The 19,451-nt window shown below is 61.9% G+C and carries 19 protein-coding genes; 7 read left to right on the forward strand and 12 right to left on the reverse strand.

The window, feature by feature from the left end; genetic code table 11:
* Nucleotides 1–42: 42 nt before the first annotated feature.
* The 5 genes from PQQ51_RS04900 to PQQ51_RS04920 all read right to left on the reverse strand — a co-directional run bounded on the left by PQQ51_RS04900 (nt 43) and on the right by PQQ51_RS04920 (nt 3,906).
* A complete protein-coding gene (locus PQQ51_RS04900; RefSeq protein ID WP_408495263.1) occupies nt 43–948 on the reverse strand; it encodes an HlyD family secretion protein in 906 nt (301 codons plus the stop codon).
* A complete protein-coding gene (locus PQQ51_RS04905) occupies nt 945–1,220 on the reverse strand; it encodes a hypothetical protein (protein WP_408495264.1) in 276 nt (91 codons plus the stop codon). Before PQQ51_RS04905 ends, PQQ51_RS04900 begins: the two co-directional genes overlap by 4 nt.
* Nucleotides 1,221–1,755: 535 nt before the next feature.
* Complete coding sequence (locus PQQ51_RS04910; protein ID WP_408495265.1) at nt 1,756–2,319, reverse strand: YggT family protein; 564 nt, start codon at nt 2,317–2,319, stop codon at nt 1,756–1,758.
* A gap of 250 nt (nt 2,320–2,569) precedes the next feature.
* Nucleotides 2,570–2,890 (reverse strand): EthD family reductase, encoded by a 321-nt coding sequence (locus PQQ51_RS04915; RefSeq protein WP_408495266.1) that lies wholly within the window; start codon nt 2,888–2,890, stop codon nt 2,570–2,572.
* Nucleotides 2,891–2,967: 77 nt separating this feature from the next.
* Entirely contained in the window at nt 2,968–3,906 is a 939-nt protein-coding gene (locus PQQ51_RS04920; protein WP_408495268.1) for a Rossmann-like and DUF2520 domain-containing protein, read from the reverse strand.
* On the opposite strand from PQQ51_RS04920, the gene PQQ51_RS04925 reads away from it, so the two are divergent.
* The 3 genes from PQQ51_RS04925 to PQQ51_RS04935 all read left to right on the forward strand — a co-directional run bounded on the left by PQQ51_RS04925 (nt 3,905) and on the right by PQQ51_RS04935 (nt 6,237).
* A complete protein-coding gene (locus PQQ51_RS04925; protein ID WP_408495712.1) occupies nt 3,905–4,309 on the forward strand; it encodes a hypothetical protein in 405 nt (134 codons plus the stop codon). The genes PQQ51_RS04920 and PQQ51_RS04925 overlap by 2 nt on opposite strands.
* Nucleotides 4,310–4,695: 386 nt before the next feature.
* Nucleotides 4,696–5,007 carry a hypothetical protein gene (locus PQQ51_RS04930; RefSeq protein ID WP_408495270.1) on the forward strand — a complete coding sequence of 104 codons (312 nt, stop codon included), beginning with the start codon at nt 4,696–4,698 and terminating at the stop codon, nt 5,005–5,007.
* Nucleotides 5,008–5,271: 264 nt separating this feature from the next.
* Complete coding sequence (locus tag PQQ51_RS04935; protein ID WP_408495272.1) at nt 5,272–6,237, forward strand: threo-3-hydroxy-L-aspartate ammonia-lyase; 966 nt, start codon at nt 5,272–5,274, stop codon at nt 6,235–6,237.
* A gap of 82 nt (nt 6,238–6,319) precedes the next feature.
* Here the strand turns inward: PQQ51_RS04935 and PQQ51_RS04940 are convergent, their stop codons facing one another.
* Together PQQ51_RS04940 and PQQ51_RS04945 are read right to left on the reverse strand one after the other, a co-directional pair.
* Nucleotides 6,320–6,997, reverse strand: a complete 678-nt coding sequence (locus PQQ51_RS04940; RefSeq protein ID WP_408495274.1) for a LysE family translocator — start codon at nt 6,995–6,997, stop codon at nt 6,320–6,322.
* A 69-nt stretch (nt 6,998–7,066) separates the two neighbouring features.
* Entirely contained in the window at nt 7,067–8,635 is a 1,569-nt protein-coding gene (locus PQQ51_RS04945) for a UbiD family decarboxylase (protein ID WP_408495276.1), read from the reverse strand.
* A 615-nt stretch (nt 8,636–9,250) separates the two neighbouring features.
* On the opposite strand from PQQ51_RS04945, the gene PQQ51_RS04950 reads away from it, so the two are divergent.
* Nucleotides 9,251–10,435, forward strand: a complete 1,185-nt coding sequence (locus PQQ51_RS04950) for a transglycosylase SLT domain-containing protein (protein ID WP_408495278.1) — start codon at nt 9,251–9,253, stop codon at nt 10,433–10,435.
* A 127-nt stretch (nt 10,436–10,562) separates the two neighbouring features.
* On the opposite strand, the gene PQQ51_RS04955 is transcribed toward PQQ51_RS04950, so the two are convergent.
* The 4 genes from PQQ51_RS04955 to ribBA all read right to left on the reverse strand — a co-directional run bounded on the left by PQQ51_RS04955 (nt 10,563) and on the right by ribBA (nt 13,951).
* Nucleotides 10,563–11,759: a pyridoxal phosphate-dependent aminotransferase gene (locus PQQ51_RS04955; protein WP_408495280.1), complete on the reverse strand. Its 1,197-nt coding sequence runs from the start codon at nt 11,757–11,759 to the stop codon at nt 10,563–10,565.
* Between the two features lie 67 nt (nt 11,760–11,826).
* Nucleotides 11,827–12,261, reverse strand: coding sequence for a transcription antitermination factor NusB (gene nusB / locus PQQ51_RS04960; protein ID WP_408495282.1), 435 nt, complete (start codon nt 12,259–12,261; stop codon nt 11,827–11,829).
* Complete coding sequence (ribH, locus tag PQQ51_RS04965) at nt 12,258–12,764, reverse strand: 6,7-dimethyl-8-ribityllumazine synthase (RefSeq protein ID WP_408495284.1); 507 nt, start codon at nt 12,762–12,764, stop codon at nt 12,258–12,260. Before ribH ends, nusB begins: the two co-directional genes overlap by 4 nt.
* A 50-nt stretch (nt 12,765–12,814) precedes the next feature.
* Entirely contained in the window at nt 12,815–13,951 is a 1,137-nt protein-coding gene (gene ribBA, locus PQQ51_RS04970; RefSeq protein WP_408495286.1) for a bifunctional 3,4-dihydroxy-2-butanone-4-phosphate synthase/GTP cyclohydrolase II, read from the reverse strand.
* Between the two features lie 230 nt (nt 13,952–14,181).
* Here ribBA and ilvD point away from each other — a divergent pair, with 230 nt between their 5' ends.
* Both ilvD and PQQ51_RS04980 read left to right on the forward strand, forming a co-directional pair.
* Nucleotides 14,182–16,044, forward strand: coding sequence for a dihydroxy-acid dehydratase (gene ilvD, locus PQQ51_RS04975; protein ID WP_408495288.1), 1,863 nt, complete (start codon nt 14,182–14,184; stop codon nt 16,042–16,044).
* A 344-nt stretch (nt 16,045–16,388) separates the two neighbouring features.
* On the forward strand, nt 16,389–16,781 hold the full coding sequence (locus PQQ51_RS04980) for a winged helix-turn-helix transcriptional regulator (RefSeq protein WP_408495290.1): 393 nt from the start codon (nt 16,389–16,391) through the stop codon (nt 16,779–16,781).
* 57 nt (nt 16,782–16,838) lie between these two features.
* Here PQQ51_RS04980 and PQQ51_RS04985 read toward each other — a convergent pair whose 3' ends face one another.
* Entirely contained in the window at nt 16,839–18,233 is a 1,395-nt protein-coding gene (locus PQQ51_RS04985; protein WP_408495292.1) for an aminotransferase-like domain-containing protein, read from the reverse strand.
* 205 nt (nt 18,234–18,438) lie between these two features.
* Between PQQ51_RS04985 and cyoA the strand changes: the two genes are divergently transcribed.
* Complete coding sequence (cyoA, locus tag PQQ51_RS04990; protein ID WP_408495294.1) at nt 18,439–19,446, forward strand: ubiquinol oxidase subunit II; 1,008 nt, start codon at nt 18,439–18,441, stop codon at nt 19,444–19,446.
* The last annotated feature ends 5 nt before the right edge of the window (nt 19,447–19,451 follow it).

Genomic DNA, 19,451 nt, shown 5'->3' on the forward strand with positions numbered 1-19,451 from the left:
GGTGCTCCGAGAGCAAGGTGGATAAAAGGCGGCGACGAGCTTTCATGACGACATCCGCCGGCCGATCGCGACGATCGGCTCGAGCACCCATTCGATCAGGCTGCGCGTATCGATCAGGATGTCGGCCTCGAGCGCCATGCCGGAGCGCAGCGATTCGGCATTGCCGTAGGCCATGATGTCCTGACGATCGAGCGCGACGACGACGCGATATTGCTGTTCCACGACATTCGGCTGGCCCGTCAACAGCCTCACTTCCTGAGGCGAAAGCGCGGTGCGCGATACTTCGCTGACACGGCCGTACTGCTGCCCGAACTTCTGATAGGGGTAGGCCTGGTACCTCAGCACGACGCGCTCGTCGCGACGGATGAAGCCGATCGCGCGGCTCGGCACCATCAATTGCGCTTCCAGTTTTGCGCCCGCGGGCAGCAGCGTGACGGCCGTTTGCCCGGCGCCGATCGTTTGTCCGGGCTTGGCGAGCAACGCCGCGACCACCGCGTTTTCTGGCGCACGCAAAATCGTTTCGCGGCGCGACTCGTTTTCGACAATCGCCTGGTCGAGATCGGCGAGCTTTCGTTCGATCTCGTCGTGCTCATTGCGCGTGTTGAGCGGAAGCTCGCGCAACTGCTGGGTGATTGCGCTGAGTTGCTGTTCGGTTTCGAGGCGCTGGCGCGCGAGTTCGCGCAGACGGCCTTCTGCACTCAGCACGGTGTCTTCCTGTTGTTCGAGTTGCGTGTTGGACGCGTACCCTTTGTCGTGCATCAACTGGATTTTTTCGAGTTGTTGCCGCGCGAGCACAATCTGGCGTTGACGCTCGAGTTTCTCCTCATCCACCTCGGCAAGCTGACTCTTCATTTGCCCCGCGCGCATCTGCAATCCATGCCATTGCGCTTCGTTCAGTTCCGCGCGGCTGACGAGCGCGGTGTTCAGTTTTGTCCGTTGCAGCTTCAACTGCTCGCCGACCAATTGTGTTTCTGCACGTACTCGCCGTATGGCATACCCGGCTGGCTATTCTTGTTGTAGCCGCCGTCCAGTTGCGCGCTCGGCAGAAACCCGGCAATGCCTTGCCATCGCTTCTCGTGCCCCGCCTGCCGGCCTTCGCGGGCTGCTGCCATGTCCGTGTCGAAACTGCGTGCGGCATTGACTGCATCGACCAGATCCGCTGCGTTCCCCAGATTTGCCGATAGACAGCCATACACAATCACAAGGATTTTTACGTCCATTTTTATTACTGCGCATTAGGGTGATGCCGTCTGAATGTGCTGGCGCACTCAACGTGGTTTCTGTCAGGAATACTTGTTAATTGAATACTCGTTTATTTTCTGCGTGGATTATAGGGTCGGGCGAAGCGGGGTGTGAGCGTAATTGTGGGAAATTGACAATAAAAAATAACTTCGTGATAATGTGCCGATTACATTTTTATTTTTTAAAATGTTGAAGTTATTCCGGCCTGAATCATTAGCGCAATCGGGTGTTATTAACGTTTGATATTTATCCGGGCACGGATTTAATTATGTCTTCGGGCGGTTTTATTCTCTCTTCGCGAGTACGCGCTCTGTGCGAGCGAGTGCCGGATCTGCTGTCGAGCGGGGATTCAAGTCGTATCAGGAGTGCAAGCGCGCTGCGGCGACTTCGATACGCGTCGAGGAGATGAGTTGTCGACTACCGGCGGCCAGCGCCGCCGGTAGTCGCAGTGATGGCAAGACTAGGCGACGAGGCTCGCTGCAATGAAGCCAGCTGCCTCGCCGCGTCCGAAACTCAGATCACGAAGTAAGTCAGTTGAACGGCGGCGCGTGTCACCACCATCAGCAGCACCTGCACGATCACAAACAACAGGATCGGCGACAGGTCGATCCCGCCAAGCTGCGGCACCACGCGGCGCAGCGGATTCAGAAACGGCGCGGTCAACTGATAAAGAATCGGCATGGCCGGCGAGCGCGGATTGAGCCACGACAGCAGCGCCATCAGAATGGTCAACCAGATGATCAGATTCAACGCCCACTTGATGAGCGTCAGCACGGCCACGATCGCCAGAGTGGGCGCGAGCGTGAGCGGATCGGCGCCGGTCAGCACCACCATCAGCACTACATACACCAGCGCGGCCAGCAACGCTGCGACGAGGCTCGCCCAATCGATATTGCGGGTGCTCGGCAGGATGCGCCGCAACGGCAGCACGATCCAGTTGGTGGCTTGCAGCACCGCGTTCGAGACCGGGTTGTACGGCGGCATACGCACGACTTGCAGCCACGCGCGCAGCAGCAACGCGGCGCCGAACAATGTGAAGACGGTATTGAGCAGAAAACGGGCGATATCGCCAAACATCTCGTGTCCTTATCCTTCGGATGGCGGCCGTCGAGCGGCCGCGGGATGCCGACGCTGACCAGGGCGGCGCGTCGGCGGGTTAATTTGAGTTTCACGCGCCCGTACGGCGAAAAGGGCGCTTCGCAAGTCACACATCACAAGTTACAGGAGCAGCGCGGTGCTTCGGAAGGAATGCGCCGCATTCGAGTCGGCCGGCGACCGGGGCGCGGAGCAACCTCCACTGCGCCGGTTCACAGCAAGCCGACGCGAATCAATGCGACACCTTGACCTCGCTGATCAGGATCGTGCCGTTGCCGCCGTCCGTGTAGTTGGGGATGTCGGCAAGCAATTTCTCTGAAGCCGGCTTGAAGACCTTGTAGAAATCGTCCGCGCTGTCGAACAGGAAGTGCCCGGCGGCAACGTACGGCGGCGGCGTGCCGGGCGGCCCCGCATTGATACCGACGTCGACCGACCAGCCCTTCAGCGACGGCCCGAACAGCTTCGCCGCGAGCGGCATGTGCGTGACGCAGTAATAGTCCACGTCGAAGTGGCCGTTTTCCCGGTACGGATAAAGGATGCTGACCTTGATCATTGTGCGTTCTCGTCTGTTGGTCTCGAAGCGCGGCGCTGGCGGATTGCGCGCGACGCCGGACGTCACATTATCACGGCTTACTTGACGCTTGCACCTGCTGCCGCCTGATTCAGCGAACGGTTCAACGAATCTTCGACAGCCTCGGCAATCGCGCCGATTGCGGCGGGCGGCGTTGTCCGCCGTTCGGCCAGTTCCACGGCGCGTCGCGAGAGCAGCCCGTACAACGCCGCGTGGTCGCCGCCGAGACCTTCGAGCAGCGCCAACTGCTTCTCGACGACGCCGGTGTCGCCCCGCGACACCGGGCCGGCCAGCGCGTTGGGCAGACCTTTGTCACGCGCGGTTTCGATGGTGCCGGCCAGCATCGGCAGCAGTGCGCGCAACGCGTCGTCTTCGGCGAAACCCAGCGTGCGCCAGAGCGCCACGCACTCCGCGAGACTGCATAGCGCAAAGCTCGCGGCGTAATGGGCTGCGGCGTGATACAGCATGCGCCCGCCTGGCGGAATCGACAGCGGATGGCAGCGCAGCGCGACGGCCAGTGCTGTCAGCGTCTCTTTGAGTGTGCCGTCGGCTTCGATCGTGACCGAGCAACCGGCAATCCGCTCGATGTCGGCGAGATCGCCGCTAAACAGGTAGAGTGGATGAAACCCGCCGATCGCCGCGCCCTGGTTTTGCGCGGGCGCCAGCAGAGCGACCGGTGAGGCGCCGCTGCAATGCACGAGCGCCTTGTCATGCGTGCCGCTCGCCGCGTCGGGAGCAAAACGCAGTGTGTGCGCTGTCGTACCGATGCTGTCGTCCGGAACCGCTAAAAAGAGGATGTCGGCGGCGTCGACGGCTTGTTGCGGATCGTCGAATGCCGCGCAATGCTCGATCTGGCTGGCGAGCCGGCTGGCCGAAGTCGCCGAGCGGCTCGCTACCGCCGTGACCGGGTAGCCGGCGCGCGAGAAGCTCAGCGCGAGACAACGCGCGAGCCGTCCCGCGCCGATGAAGCCGAGACGCGGTAGGGAAGACTGGGACATGGTTGCCGCTCCAGACGGGACATTTGAACGCAAAGCAGCAGTATCGCGCATCCGCCAACCGGCGGGCATGGCTTCACGGTTGCTTTCATCTGAACAGTTTTCGCGCGATATGGCGCGGCGAGCCGGTCATCCGGCGGCGCGCGCCCCGCAGGCTCAAGAACTGCTCACAATTTCTTCATGGGCCGGTTTGGTAGTTGCTGTTCCGGGTTTTTTGTCTCGCAGTCTGATTCGGGAGGTCACGATGAATGTTTTTTCTTACCGAAAGCACTTGCGGTTCCTCACTCATTCGCAGCGCCGCCGCTGGTGGGAGCAAAAGAAGCGCTTGTCGCCGCGTGTGCGCATCAGCGGCGCGTATGTGCCACCCAACGTGTCCAGAGAATTTGCGTATGTGAAGGTGGGCTGAAACACGGTATCTGCGTGTGAAAGGTGCCCGGTGCCCGGCGTTTGCTCGCCGGGCATTTTTACTTGGGGCGTCCAGCGGACGAGCGTTTTTAGCCGTCAGGAATGAAGCGAATTTGTAATTAAAGATTACCGCTGAATCGACTCACGTTGTCTTGCGCCTGTCTCCATGAGCCGCGCTGCCATGCGGACCTGCGCCCACCCTTGAGTTTCAGGCTTCCACGCCGTGCGCCCTTTGCGTGACGGGCGTTTAAGCCACCTTCTTTATCCGGCTCAATTGCAATTTGCAACAAATAGAGACAACCTCTCGCGGTCTTTTTCGATACATTCAATTCAGAGCATGCAAGGCATGCGAAGTCGGCGACCTTAGTGGCCGCTCTGGAGAATAAAGTGAAAAAGATCGTTCCGTTCGTAGCTGCCGCCGCACTCGGCTTGGGATTCGTCACCGGTGCGCAAGCGCACGTTTCCGTGGGTATTGGCATCGGGGTGCCGATTGCGCCGGCTTATCCGGTTTATGCGGCTCCGCCGCCGGTTTATTACGCGCCGCCGCCTCCGCCGGTTTATGCGCCGCCCGTCGTGTATGCGCCGCCGCCGGCTGTCGTCGTGGGTGGGTATTACGGCGGTTATGGCCGGCCTTACTATCACCATGGCTATTATGGTTATGGCCGTGGTTATTACGGGCACGGTTACTATCGCCGCTAAACGTGGCATGCGGCTTCAGTGCATACGAGCCTGAGGTCCGTAGACGGCGCAACGCCGGCTTGATTGCCGGGTTGCGCCGTTTGTGTTTTATGGGATCGTTGGGGATTGTTATTCATTAATGCAGGCGTCGACGTTTGCTACAAACGCGTGGCGCCCGGTGCTATTTGTGGTTGTCGGTTCTGTGATCGGCATACGTCGGCGTACCAAAGTGGGGGCGAAGCTGGGAGAATGGCGGTTTCGCCACCGCTCTGGAGAATTTCGCCGATGTCCGCGCTTCCCGCTCCCACTTTCGATGACGTACTCGACGCCGCCGCCCGTCTCGAAGGCGTCGCACACCGCACCCCGGTTCTGACCTCGACCACGTTCGACGAACGCACGGGCGCCTCCGTGTTTTTCAAGTGCGAAAATTTTCAGCGTATGGGCGCGTTCAAGTTTCGCGGCGCCTACAACGCGATCTCGCATTTCGACGCCGAGCAACGCAACGCAGGCGTGCTGGCCTATTCGTCGGGAAATCACGCGCAAGCCATCGCGCTGTCCGCGCGCCTCGCCGGCATTCACGCGACGATCATCATGCCGCACGACGCGCCCGCCGCGAAAGTTGCGGCAACGAAGGGCTACGGCGGCGAGGTCATTACGTACGACCGCTACACGGAGAATCGCGAAGAGATCGGGCGGCGTCTTGCCGGGGAGCGTGGCATGACCTTGATTCCGCCGTACGACCATCCGCATGTGATCGCGGGGCAGGGCACCGCGGTCAAGGAGTTGATCGACGAAACCGGGCCGCTCGACCTGCTGTTCGTCTGTCTTGGCGGCGGGGGGCTGATCGGCGGCAGCGCATTGTCGGCGGCGGCGTTGAGCCCGGCATGCACGGTGATCGGCATTGAGCCCGAGGCAGGTAACGACGCTCAGCAGTCGCTCGCGCGGGGCGAGATCGTGCACATCGAAGCGCCGCGCACGATCGCGGACGGCGCTGCATCCACGCATCTTGGCCACTACACGTTTGCGATCATTCAGAAGCTCGTTGCGCGAATCGAAACGGTCAGCGACCAGCAGTTGATCGAGACGATGCGCTTTTTCGCTGAACGCATGAAGATCGTGGTCGAGCCGACCGGTTGTCTCGCCGCGGCCGCTGTGCTCAATGGCATCGTGCCGGTGAAGGGCAAGCGTGTGGGCGTGGTGGTGAGCGGCGGCAACGTCGATCTGGCGAAGCTCGCGCAATATTTTGCTTGAAGCCTGAAGCGCTGCCGCGGCCAACGGCGTAACGGAGTTCGACAGCAAAACGGCTCGCCATGCGCGAGCCGTTTTTTTAGGGTTAGCTCACCGCCTGCGCGGTTTGCACGATCAGGTCGCGATACCCGTTGACGATCACGCTATACGAGAAGTAAGCGAACAACAGCGCCGACAACACATGACACGCGCGCAGCAAACCGGTGCCGGCGCGTTTGCGTCCGTGACTGCCGAGTCCGCAAATAAAGAGGGTCCAACAGAGGCCGCCGAGAAAAAAGCCGCCGAGAAACACGGGCGCTGTAGCGACGCCGGTAGCACCGGCTTTTGCGATCAATGCGCCGCCTACGGCCGCGAACCAGAGAATCGCCGACGGCGACGAAACCGCCAGCAACACACCGCGCAGAAAGCCGCGCCATGCCGACGGATGCGGCGCCGAGCTGTCCGCGTCACCGGCGACCGGCGGTGCGGATGCAGGGAACATCGCCTCGCGCGCCATCTTCCACGTGAGGAACAGCAGAATGGCCGCGCCGCCGATCCAGACCACCCAGCGCACCGATTCGAATTGCAGCAGCGCGGCCATGCCGGCCAGCGCGAGCGCCGCGTAAATCAGATCGCCGACACAGGAACCGAGGCCCAGCCAGAAGCCCGGTTTGAAACCGTGCGACAAGGTCAGCGAAATGATCGCGACATTGACAAGACCAATGTCCAGACACAACGACAACGACAGGAAAAAACCATCCGACATGAGTGAAAAGGGATGCATCCGCGCAACGGCTCCGTCAGTTCTGTTATTGGATTGGTTCGAACGCGAGACGCCCGAATACTGCGTGTTTTACAGCCCCAACTCGCTCCACAAGGTATCGACGCGCTGCTTGACCGCATCGTCCATCACGATCGGGCGGCCCCATTCGCGATCGGTTTCGCCGGGCCATTTGTTGGTCGCGTCGAGGCCCATCTTCGAACCGAGACCTGCTACCGGCGACGCGAAATCCAGATAGTCGATCGGCGTGCGGTCCACCAGCACGGTGTCGCGCGCGGGATCGATACGCGTGGTGATCGCCCAGATGACTTCTTTCCAGTCGCGAATGTTCACGTCTTCGTCCACCACGACGATGAACTTCGTGTACATGAACTGCCGCAAAAAGCTCCACACGCCGAACATCACGCGTTTCGCGTGGCCGGGGTAGCTCTTCTTCATCTGCACGATCGCCATCCGGTAGCTGCAACCTTCGGGCGGCAGATAGAAATCGGTGATCTCGGTGAACTGCTTCTGCAACAGCGGCACGAACACTTCGTTCAGCGCGACGCCGAGCACGGCCGGTTCGTCGGGCGGTTTGCCGGTGTAGGTGGAGTGATAGATCGCGTCGCGCCGCATCGTGATCCGCTCGATCGTGAAGACGGGGAACCACTCCTGCTCGTTGTAGTAACCGGTGTGGTCGCCGTAGGGGCCTTCGAGCGCATGTTCGTACGCGGCCGACGCGCCTTTCGCCGGACGCGGCGGCGCACCGGTCGGAGCCGGCGAGGGCGCGCCTTCCTGCGGATAAATGAAGCCTTCCAGCACGATCTCGGCGCGCGCGGGCACCTGCAAGCCGTCGACGCCCGGCGTGAGGCACTTCGCGAGTTCCGTGCGGCCGCCGCGCAGCAGGCCGGCGAACTGGTATTCGGAGAGCGTGTCCGGCACCGGCGTCACCGCACCGAGGATGGTGGCGGGATCGGCTCCCAGCACGACCGCGACGGGATACGGCTTGCCCGGGTTCTGCAGCGCGAACTCGCGAAAATCGAGCGCGCCGCCACGATGCGTGAGCCAGCGCATGATCACTTTGTTACGGCCGATCACCTGCTGGCGATATATGCCTAAATTTTGTCGGCTCTTATTCGGGCCTTTCGTGACGGTCAGGCCCCATGTGATCAGCGGCCCTGCGTCGCCCGGCCAGCAGGTCTGGATCGGCAGCCTCGCGAGGTCGACATCGTTGCCTTCCCAGACGATTTCCTGGCACGGCGGCGCGCTGACCGTTCTGGGCGCCATGTCCCACACCGCCTTCGCGAGCGTGAGCAGTTTTCCGGCGTCCCTGAGCCCTTTGGGCGGCTCCGGTTCCTTCAATGCGGAGAGCAGGCGGCCCACGTCGCGCAACGACTCCAGCGCCGCGCCGTCGCCCGCGCCTGCCTCGGCGTCGACACCCATGCCGAGCGCGACGCGCCGTGGCGTGCCGAACAGGTTGCCGAGCACCGGGAACGCATGCTGTGCGCGGCTCTCAAACAACAACGCCGGACCGCTGGCGCGCAGCACGCGATCGCACAGTTCGGTCATTTCGAGTACCGGCGAGACGTGTTGCGGAATGCGGCGCAACTCGCCGATCGTCTCGAGGCGGCCAACGAAATCACGCAGGTCTTTGTATTTCATCTCGTGCTGATCAAGGCCGCGCGAGCGGCAAAAAGGGACCACGAAGGGCGGCGCTGCGGCGCATTGCAATGCCGCAAAGAGGGTCGATTTTACCTGTGTTGACTGGCGCACGCCCCTCGGCCGAACGGCTTGGGTCGAAGGGAGGATTTGAGGTCGCTCAAGAGGCGCATGGCGCGCGGTTCTGGACCGACTGAACAGTGTTCATTATTACAATTAGTTATATTTTTGGCGGTCTATAGTGTTGACGATCTATAAAACCCTGCATAGAATCCGTCCACATTGGTTGCAGGGCGTGACCTTTTTACCACTGCCCCCGGTCCCTTTCGACGCACCGCGTCGCCGTTTGCCGACCCCCTGCACGGTATCTGACGGTCTTACTGAAGTCCTCGCCAGCGTTTATCCGACGCTGGTTTTTCGCGTGGGAGCCTCCGCCCGCATGCTTCCGGCGTGCCGCGGACCATTGTTCCAGATGGCTCCCCACAAACGGTATTTGCCGTTTTCCCGACGTCGCTGCTGCCCTAACCAGACAGAGCGCGCGATGTCTTGACCCTGCGAACCTGTGTCGCCGCCTGTTGAGCGGCGTGGCTCGCGGATCATGCAACATGGGAGATCTGAATGAACGCCTGGTTATCGTGGCGTCCCGATGAACGTATTGCGCAAGTCGTGCGTGGTGCGTTGCGTCGCGGGACGCGAATGAGTCATCACCTGTTCAGCATGGTCGGCGGTTTCGCGGTCGTGCTGGCACTCGCACTGTGGCTGATGCCGGCCTGGCGCGGCGCGCTTGCCGCCAAGCTGATGCCCGTCATCTCCGCCGCCGTGCAAGCCGGTCCCGCCCGTCTGCTGCAGGGCAACCCGCTGCCGGCTTTCGGACCGCCCAACGGCGCGTCCTCCGACGACTCGCTGTCTGCGAATTCGACCGGCAACGACGCCGCCAGCAGCGGCAACACCGGCGCCACCACCGTCAGCAATACCAGCTACGACGGCGCCTTCGACGGTTCCGGCATGGGCGTCGCCGCGCTCAACGGCCTCGACCCGCGCACCATGCAAAGCGTCACGGCGCTCGCGCGCCTGATTCCGTCGCAACGCGTCTCCGCCGATGCGCGCGACGACCGCGTGCTGGTTTCCACCCGCGAGCAGGATCTGGTCGCGTCGTACCTGGCGCGGCGCTATCGCGTGGCTCAGGAGCCCGTCAGCGAACTCGTGAAAGCGGCGTTCGACACCGGCCGCGAAGTCGGCCTCGATCCGCTGCTGCTGCTCTCCGTGATGGCGATCGAATCGGGCTTCAACCCGTACGCCGAGAGCGGCGTCGGCGCGCAGGGCTTGATGCAGGTTATGTCCAAGGTGCACTCGGACAAGTTCCAGTATTTCGGCGGCGAGAGCGCGGCGCTCGAGCCGGTCGCGAACATCAAGGTGGGCGCGCTGGTATTGAAGGATTGCATCGCTCGCGGCGGTTCGTTGCCGGGCGGTTTGCGTCTGTACGTCGGCTCGACCTCGCAGGACGACGGCGGCTACGGCGCCAAGGTGATGGCGGAGCGTGGCCGTCTGCGCGACGTGGCGCGCGGCCGCAAGGTGCCGATCAACGCACCGCAGGCGCCGGTTCTGACTGCGTCGAACACTGCTACGGGTACTGCTGGGACGGCTACGGCCGCCGCCGGCGCCGGCAAGCGCGTGCAGATGACGCTCGACGGCGGCCATCCGCTGAGTTCGGCCGCGCCGGCGAAGACGCCGGTGTCGGAGCAGGACGATGCTAGCGCCAATGCGCCGAAGCACGTTGCATCGGCGTCGGAGCTGGGGGCTTGAAGTTTGTGATGTAAGCGGTGCCTCGTGGGCGCGTAAGCGCGGCCACAGGGGGGCCGCCAAAGAAAAAGGACACCTGCTGAGGGTGTCCTTTTTTCGTTTCCGCGACGGCTACGGGCTTCGTCAAACCTCAATGCCGGCCGAACAGCTTCGCCAGCCTCTCGACGGCTTCTTCCAGCGTCGGATAGGCCGTCGCATAAGACAGTCTGATGTGCTCCTTCGGTGCGTGCGTGCCGAAGTCCATACCCGGCACCAGCACCACGCCCGCTTTGTGCAGCATCGCGCGGGTCAGCGCGGCGCTGTTGCCGGCGGCCGGATGGGCGACCGTCGTGCAGTCCGCGTACACGTAGAACGCGCCGTCGGGCATCACCGGCACCGAGAAGCCGAGCGATTCCAGTGCTGGCGCGATGAAGTCGCGGCGACGCTTGAATTCGAGGCGGCGCGCTTCGTAGATGGCGATGGTTTCGGGTTCGAAGCACGCGAGTGCCGCGTGCTGGGCGAGCGCCGACGCGCAGATGAACAGATTCTGCGCGAGTTTTTCGAACGCGCCGACGAGGCCCGGCGGCACCACCAGCCAGCCTAGCCGCCAGCCGGTCATGTTGAAGTATTTGGAGAAGCTGTTGACGGTCACCACGTCGTCGCCGAAAGAGAGCGCCGACACGGGCTTCACGTCATAGCTCAGGCCCTGGTAGATCTCGTCGACGATCGTGAAGCCGCCGCGTGCACGCACGGCCTTGACGATACATTCGAGTTCGGCCGGCTCGATCGACGTGCCGGTCGGGTTCGACGGCGAGGCCAGCAGCACGCCGCGCGTGCGCTCGCTCCACAGGCGCCCGACATCGGCGGCCGTCAGCTGGAAACGCTCGGCCGGGCCGCTCGGTACCATCACCGGCTTGCCTTCGGCGGCGATCACAAAGTGACGGTTGCACGGATAGCACGGGTCGGGCATCAGCACTTCGTCGTCGCGATCCACCAGCGCCGCGCACGCGAGCAGCAGCGCGGCGGACGCGCCCGCGGTCACGACGATCCGCGCCGGATCGACGCTCACGCCGTAGACCTCGGCGTAATGCGCGGAGATCGCCTCCCGCAGCGCGTGCAGCCCAAGCGCATTCGTGTATTGCGTGACGCCGCGACGCAGTGCGCTCGCGGCCGCCTCGATGACCGGCTCGGGGGCGGTGAAATCGGGCTCGCCGATTCCCATATGGATGATGTCGCGTCCGTCGCGCTCGAGCAGCGCGGCCTCCTTGGCCAGTTCCATCACATAAAACGGCTGAATGGCGTCGACGCGGGCAGCAAGCCGCACGAGAGGTTCGGTCACGGAGTTCATACAGTCAAATCCAGTTCTAAAGCAGAAGCGGGGCGGCGTGCGCATGGCGCCGCCCCCCCGACGGCCATCAAGACTTGCGGGCCGCCTGCGTTTCAGCCGTGCGCAGCTTGGCGGCCAGCTTGTCCAGCACGCCGTTCACGTACTTGTAGCCGTCTGCGCCGCCGAACGTCTTGGCCAGCTCGACCGCTTCGTTGATGACCACGCGATACGGGATATCGACGTGATTCTTGAATTCGAACGCGGCAACCAGCAGAACCGCGCGTTCGACCGGCGACAGTTGCTCGAGCGGACGGTCGAGGCAAGGCGCGATATCCGCGGAGAGCGCTTCGGAATCGCGGATCACGCCATGCAGGACCGCGTCCAGATGCTCGTGGTCGGCTTTGTCGAAGCCTTGCGCGCCGCGCAATTGCGCGTCGATTTCGCCGCCGGGCGAGCCCGACAGCAGCCACTGGTAAAGCCCCTGCGTGGCCAGTTCGCGGGAGCGTCGGCGTGCGCTCTTCATGCCTCGTCCTCTTCTTCGTCTTCTTCCTCGTCGTCGCCGCCGAGTTGTTCGAGCGCGACCGCGAGGTTCGCCATTTCGACGGCTACGCGCGCCGCGTCACGACCCTTTTCGGTCATGCGCGCGACAGCCTGCTCGTCGTTTTCCGTGGTCAGCACCGCGTTCGCCACCGGAATGCCGAAGTCGAGGCCGATCCGGGTGATGCCCGCGCCGCTTTCGTTCGACACCAGTTCGAAGTGATACGTCTCGCCGCGAATCACCGCGCCGAGCGCGATCAGCGCGTCGAATTGCGCGCTTTCGGCGAGCTTTTGCAGCGCCAGCGGGATTTCCAGTGCACCCGGCACCGTGACCAGCAGCACGTCTTCGCCGGTCACGCCGAGGCGTTCGAGTTCTTCGATGCACGAATCCGCGAGGCCGTTGCAGACGGGTTCGTTAAAGCGCGCCTGGACGATGCCGATGCGCAGTCCGTCGCCGTCGAGATTCGGTTGGTATTGTCCGATTTCCATGTGAATTCCGTAGTGTTTGAGTGAGCGCCAGAAGCGCGTGAATGGTCGGATCAGCCTTGCTGCGCGGCCTGCGCGGTGCTGCCGGGCATCGGCACGAAACCCGTGACTTCGAGTCCGTAGCCCGACATGCTGCCCAGCTTGCGCGGGTTCGACAGCACCTGCATCCTGCCGACACCGAGTTCACGCAGAATCTGCGCGCCGATGCCGTAAGTCTTGAAGTCGACCGGCCGGCGTTTGAGCGCCTCGGCCTTTTCTTTCGAATCGAACGCCTTGAAGACGTCGATCAGATGGTCTTTCGAATCGCCGCAGTTCAAGAGCACGATCACGCCGAGATCGCGCCGGGCGATTTCCTTCATCGCGGCATCCAGCGTCCACGAATGGGTGGATTCGCCGACCTCGAGCAGATCCAGCACCGACAGCGGCTCGTGCACCCGCACTGGCGTGTCCTGGTCCGGATTCGGCATGCCGCGCACCAGCGCGAGGTGCGGCTGGCCGCTCGGCTGGTCGAGATACATCACCGCGCGAAACGCGCCGTGCGCGGTTTGCATGGTGCGCTCGCAAATGCGCTCGACGATCGATTCGGTGCGGCTGCGGTAGTGGATCAGATCGGCGATCGTGCCGATTTTCAGAGCGTGTTCTTTGGCGAATTCCATCAGGTCCGGCAGGCGCGCCATCGTGCCGTCGTCCTTGATGATTTCGCAGATCACCGCGGCCGGCGTGAGGCCTGCCAGCGCGGTGAAGTCGCAGCCGGCCTCGGTGTGGCCGGCGCGCATCAGCACGCCGCCGGGCTGCGCCATGATCGGGAACACATGGCCCGGCTGCACGATGTGTTCGGCCTTCGCGTCCGGCGCGACCGCCGTGGCGATCGTGCGGGCGCGGTCGGCCGCGGAGATGCCGGTGGTGACGCCTTCGGCCGCCTCGATGCTGACCGTGAACGCGGTGCCGTACTGGGTGCCGTTGCGATAGGTCATCAGCGGCAGATTCAGCAGCTTGCAGCGTTCCTGCGTGAGCGTGAGGCAGATCAGGCCGCGGCCGTAGCGGGCCATGAAGTTGATCGCTTCCGGCGTGACGAATTCGGCGGCGATCACGAGGTCACCCTCGTTTTCGCGATCTTCTTCGTCGACGAGGATCACCATCCGGCCGGCTTTCAGTTCGGCGATGATCTCTTGGGTGGAGGCGAGCGTCATGTTGGCGGAGATTTTCGAAGAAAGCGCGTATTTTACGCCACGCGCGCCGCCAAGTCGCCTCCGCCGGACGGTATAGGACGTTTGACGAATCTCAAGGACCGTGCGTGGGGCGTCTGACGGTGGGTCGACCGCTTTGCATGGGACCCGTGTGGGTTCGCGTTGCTATAATCCGTCGCGCCCGCGAAGGCCGCCCCCAGAACACACTCCCCGCTAAACGTTCGAGACAGACCATGCCGCATTACCGCTCACGCACATCGACCCACGGCCGCAACATGGCCGGCGCCCGCGCCCTGTGGCGCGCCACCGGAATGAAAGACGACGATTTCGGCAAGCCGATCATCGCCGTGGTCAACTCGTTCACGCAGTTCGTGCCGGGCCATGTGCATCTGCGCGACCTGGGCGCGCTGGTCGCGAAGGAAATCGAAGCGGCCGGCGGCGTGGCCAAAGAATTCAACACCATCGCCGTCGACGACGGTATCGCGATGGGCCACGGCGGCATGCTGTACTCGCTGCCGTCGCGCGAACTGATCGCCGACTCGGTCGAGTACATGGTCAATGCGCATTGCGCCGACGCCATGGTCTGCATCTCCAATTGCGACAAGATCACCCCGGGCATGCTGATGGCCGCGATGCGGCTGAATATTCCGGTCGTGTTCGTGTCAGGCGGTCCGATGGAAGCGGGCAAGATCAAATCGCCGACCGACGGCCAGGTGATCGCCAAGATCGATCTGATCGACGCGATGATCAAAGCCGCCGACCCGAAGATCAGCGACGCCGAAGTGGCCGAAGTCGAACGCAGCGCTTGTCCCACATGCGGTTCGTGCTCGGGCATGTTCACCGCGAACTCGATGAACTGCCTGACCGAAGCGATCGGCCTCGCGCTGCCGGGCAACGGCACGATCGTCGCCACGCATGCCTGGCGCAAGGGCCTGTTCGAACAGGCCGGCCGTCTGGTGGTGGACCTGTGCCGCCGCTACTATCAGGAAGAAGACACGTCGGTCCTGCCGCGCAGCATTGCCAGCAAGCAGGCGTTCGAGAACGCCATGGCGCTCGACGTGGCCATGGGCGGTTCGACCAACACCGTGCTGCATTTGCTGGCGGCCGCGCAGGAAGCGGGCGTCGATTTCACGATGTCCGACATCGACCGTATCTCGCGCAAAGTGCCGTGCCTGTGCAAGGCGGCGCCCGCCACCGACAAATACCATATCGAAGACGTGCACCGCGCCGGCGGCATCCTCGGGATTCTCGGCGAACTGGCGCGCGCGGAGCTGCTCGATCTGTCGTGCGGCAACGTGCATAGCGGCACGCTGGGCAACGCGATCGCCAAGTGGGACATCGCCGGCGGCGCGGGCGAAGAAGCGCAGAAGTTCTATCGCGCGGCGCCCGGCGGCATTCCGACCACCGTCGCATTCAGCCAGGACCGCACGTTCCTCACGCTCGACACCGACCGTAAAACCGGCTGTATCCGCAGCAAGCAGGACGCGTATTCGAAAGACGGCGGTCTCGCCGTGCTATACGGCAATCTCGCGGAGAAGGGCTGTATCGTCAAGACCGCAGGTGTCGACGAATCGCAATGGGTTTTCTCGGGTCGTGCGCGCGTGTTCGAGAGCCAGGACGACGCCGTCGAAGCGATTCTCGGCGACAAGGTCGTCGCGGGCGACGTGGTCGTGATTCGCTACGAAGGTCCGAAGGGCGGTCCGGGCATGCAGGAAATGCTGTACCCGACGTCGTATCTGAAGTCGAAGGGTTTGGGCAAGACCTGTGCATTGTTTACGGACGGTCGTTTCTCCGGTGGTTCATCGGGGCTGGTGATCGGGCATGCGTCGCCGGAAGCGGCCGAGGGCGGCACGATCGGTCTGGTGGAAGACGGCGACGTGATCGAGATCGACATTCCGCAGCGCAAGATGCATCTCGTGGTGTCGGACGACGAACTCGCACGCCGCCGCGCAGCGATGGAAGCGCGCGGCGACAACGCATGGTTGCCGGTGAATCGTGAGCGTGTGGTGTCGCAGGCGTTGCAGGCTTATGCAGCGCTTGCCACTTCTGCCGATCGCGGCGCGGTGCGCGATCTTTCGCAGTTGAAACGCAAGTGAATTTCAGCTGAAGGGTAGCGTCACGGTTCGTTGCAATTGGAACCGTGAGAATGGGGGCGGCGTTCGTCGAGAGCGCCGCCCTTTTTTATTTTCAGTTCAACGGGAATGCAGATAGCCCGGTGCCTGATTACTTCAACGGCTTATCGCCGTCCTGGCCCTCCCGCTGCTACGTTATAAATTTCGACAACTGCTTCTTGAGTGTGAAGCGGTATCTACGTAGCCTTCTTTTCCAATAGGAACGTACGATTTGCGGTTTAAGCAAGATCCCTGACGATCGGGTTCGCCTCGTCCAACCGCTTTCGTTCAATTGCGTGCAAGTCATTGGAAGACGTGGTTGGAAAAACATGACCCTGTTGAAGCAGGCGGACTTTCCGCCGAACGCGTTCGTTAAAGATTGCCCCTCTCGCACCGTGCTTTCCCGGATTGGAACCAAATGGACCCTGCTGGTCACTATTGCGCTAAAGGATGAACCTCTGCATTTTTCCGACATCAGACGTCGGCTGGAAGGCATCTCCGACAAACTGCTCACCCAAACGTTAAGGGTTATGGAGCGCGATGGCTTACTGATGCGAAACCAGTATGGAAGGCGATTGCGTGTGGAGTACGCACTGAGTCCTCTTGCGAGAACCTTAGTCCCTATCGCGATCGTGTTTAAAGAGTGGGCTGAGAATTTTCTCGTGGATATAGAAATCAGTAACGAGCGGTTCGACCGAACGTCGCCGCGAGCGCAAAAGTAATGGCAATAGACGGTAAGCGAGTTCGACAGTGCCGAACCCCTGGCGAGGCAACGATGTTTATGCCGTGACCCCAGCGTAGTGGGGGGAAGAATGCGTCAAAAGATTCGACAGTTTCTTCAACGCAGCCGCAAGTTGTTTTCTGCTCGCACAGCCGCCCAGCGAGATCCGTATTGCGTTCGGCGGATTGCTTCCCAAATAGAATTCGCGAGAAGGCGTGACCAGAAGACCAGCGCAATGAGCGGCCGCGGATAATTCTTCGGCCTTCCAGAAACGCGGGAGTGGATACCATAAATGGATTCCAGAACCGGCGGATTCGGGCGACGTACCGGTAAGCGTATCGGTCGCCACACGTTGCCGCTCATGGGATTCCCGTAAGACGCCTGCCAGCAGTTGATCCGCAGACCCATCGTGTATCCACTGCGTGGCAAGTGCCGTGGTCAGCGGCGAAGCCGCCGAGAAGGTGTGTAATGCGGAGAGAATCCGGCTTTCCGATTCACCGGTCGGGAGACGAAGAAACGCGGTACGCAATCCCGGCGAGATACATTTCGAAAGCGTCGACAAATAATAGACTTGCTCCGGCATGAGTCGAGCGAGCGGCGGCGGAGCGTCGTTGCTAAAAAGCCAGTAAGGGTCGTCTTCGATGATCTTGACTTTACAGCGGGCGGCACTTCTGACGATGTCGCGACGACGTTCTTCGGGCATGGTCCGCGCGGTCGGATTCTGCAGCGTGGGGTTCAGGTAAATCAGGCGCGCGTCATAGGTGCGGCAAGCGTCTTCGAGACAATCCGGACGCATGCCCGATGCGTCGACTTCAACAGTCTCGACTCGTCGGCCCAATTGAATCGCCGCTTCCGGCAAACCCGGATAAATCAGCGGTTCTGTCAGGATTACATCACCAGGCCGGGTCGACGCGAGTATCAGTGCGGCGAGAGTCGACTGCGCTCCCGGGCAAGCTATCACCCGGCTTGTATCGACTCGGCCAAGCATCCGCTTTAACCAGTGAGCACCCGCGTCACGGTCGGCGCTGCTGCCGCCGCCAAGGTGGTAGGTCATCAGAAGGTCTACGTCGGAGCGCATGAGGATCTGCGAAGCGCCGTGCTTGAGCATGCCGGCCATATCTACATCGGCAGGCGATGGTGGAATGTTCATGCTCAGGTCGATGCGATGAGTCAGATCGACTTTCGGTGCGGCAATGAATGTGCCCAGCGCACCTCTCGCTTCGATCAGATGACGCCGACGCGCTTCGGTAAATCCGCGAGTGACGGTCGTCAGATCGACTTTCAACGTTTCGGCCAGTTGACGCTGGGGCGGCAGGCGATCGCCGGGGCTCAGCGATCCATTGGCAATTGCGGATTCAAGAAATTCAACGATTTGCAGGTAGATCGGACCATGGCCGGATGCAAATCCTGTGAACCAGTGGGGCGCTTCGTACTGAGTATGTGCGGCCTTCAATTCGCGTCATTCCGTCGCAGATGTATGGACTTTGTCTTACCGTACGATCCCGACAACGGTATGTAGGTCCACGCATTTTACAGCGGAATAGTTAGCAGGACATGCGGTTGGCCAGGCGATGAGTCGTTTGGCAGGGCAAGTCGAATCTGTCTGGTTTCGCGGGCTACATGCATAAATGCAGTTACCGGAAACTACGAAAGAAGACATGCTGACCTCCGCTATTTTCAAACGAAAGCCTTTAGTCAGGGCTCATTCGATCGACCATTCCCATGTCTGTTCATTTCGACGCCGTTGTACTGCTGCGGGACGCCTGCTTGCACTGAGTACATCGAGCTTGCTGGGCGGATGCAGCATGGTGCTGTTCAATCCGCAAGGCGACATCGGTGTTCAGGAGAAGAACCTCATTCTTCTTGCGTTGGGACTGATGCTACTGGTGGTCGTTCCGGTCATTATTCTCACTCTCTATTTCGCGTGGCGCTATCGCGCATCGAATACGAAAGCGGCTTATGCGCCGAAGTGGGCGCACTCCACCGCGATCGAAGTGGTGGTCTGGATGATTCCCTGTCTGATCGTCGCTACGTTGGCCGTGGTGATCTGGCGTACGACGCACAGTCTCGACCCCTCGCAACCGATTGAATCGAAAACGAAGCCGGTGCATGTCGAGGTTGTTGCGCTGAACTGGAAATGGCTGTTCATCTATCCGGAGTATGGCGTCGCGTCGGTCAATCAGCTTGCGCTTCCCGTCGATACGCCGATCCAGTTCGACCTCACCGCCGAGTCGCTGATGAATTCGTTTTTCATCCCGCAACTCGGCGGCCAGATCTATGCGATGTCCGGCATGCGGACGCAATTGAACCTGATTGCCAATGCGCCGGGCAGCTACGCGGGCCGGTCGGCCGCGTTCAGCGGTCCGGGTTTCTCCGACATGCACTTCGAGACGATCGTGACGAAGCGGGCAGACTTCGACGCGTGGATCGAGCGCGCAAGGAACTCGCCGGTTTCGCTTGATCAATCCACCTACGAAGCGTTGGCCAGGCCCAGTCAGAAAAACGCTGTGATGGTCTATGCCAATGTTTCGCGAGGCCTGTTCAACGACATCGTCGGTCAATACATGCATAGCGCGTCCGACGCGCCGATTTGCAAGGCCGACACCACCGCACTCGCAGTCGACCGCGCTGGAGCCAAATTGCCTGCCCTCAAGGCTGTGGAGTAGTCATC

The organism is Paraburkholderia xenovorans (assembly GCF_046030735.1).
Classification (GTDB): domain Bacteria; phylum Pseudomonadota; class Gammaproteobacteria; order Burkholderiales; family Burkholderiaceae; genus Paraburkholderia; species Paraburkholderia xenovorans_A.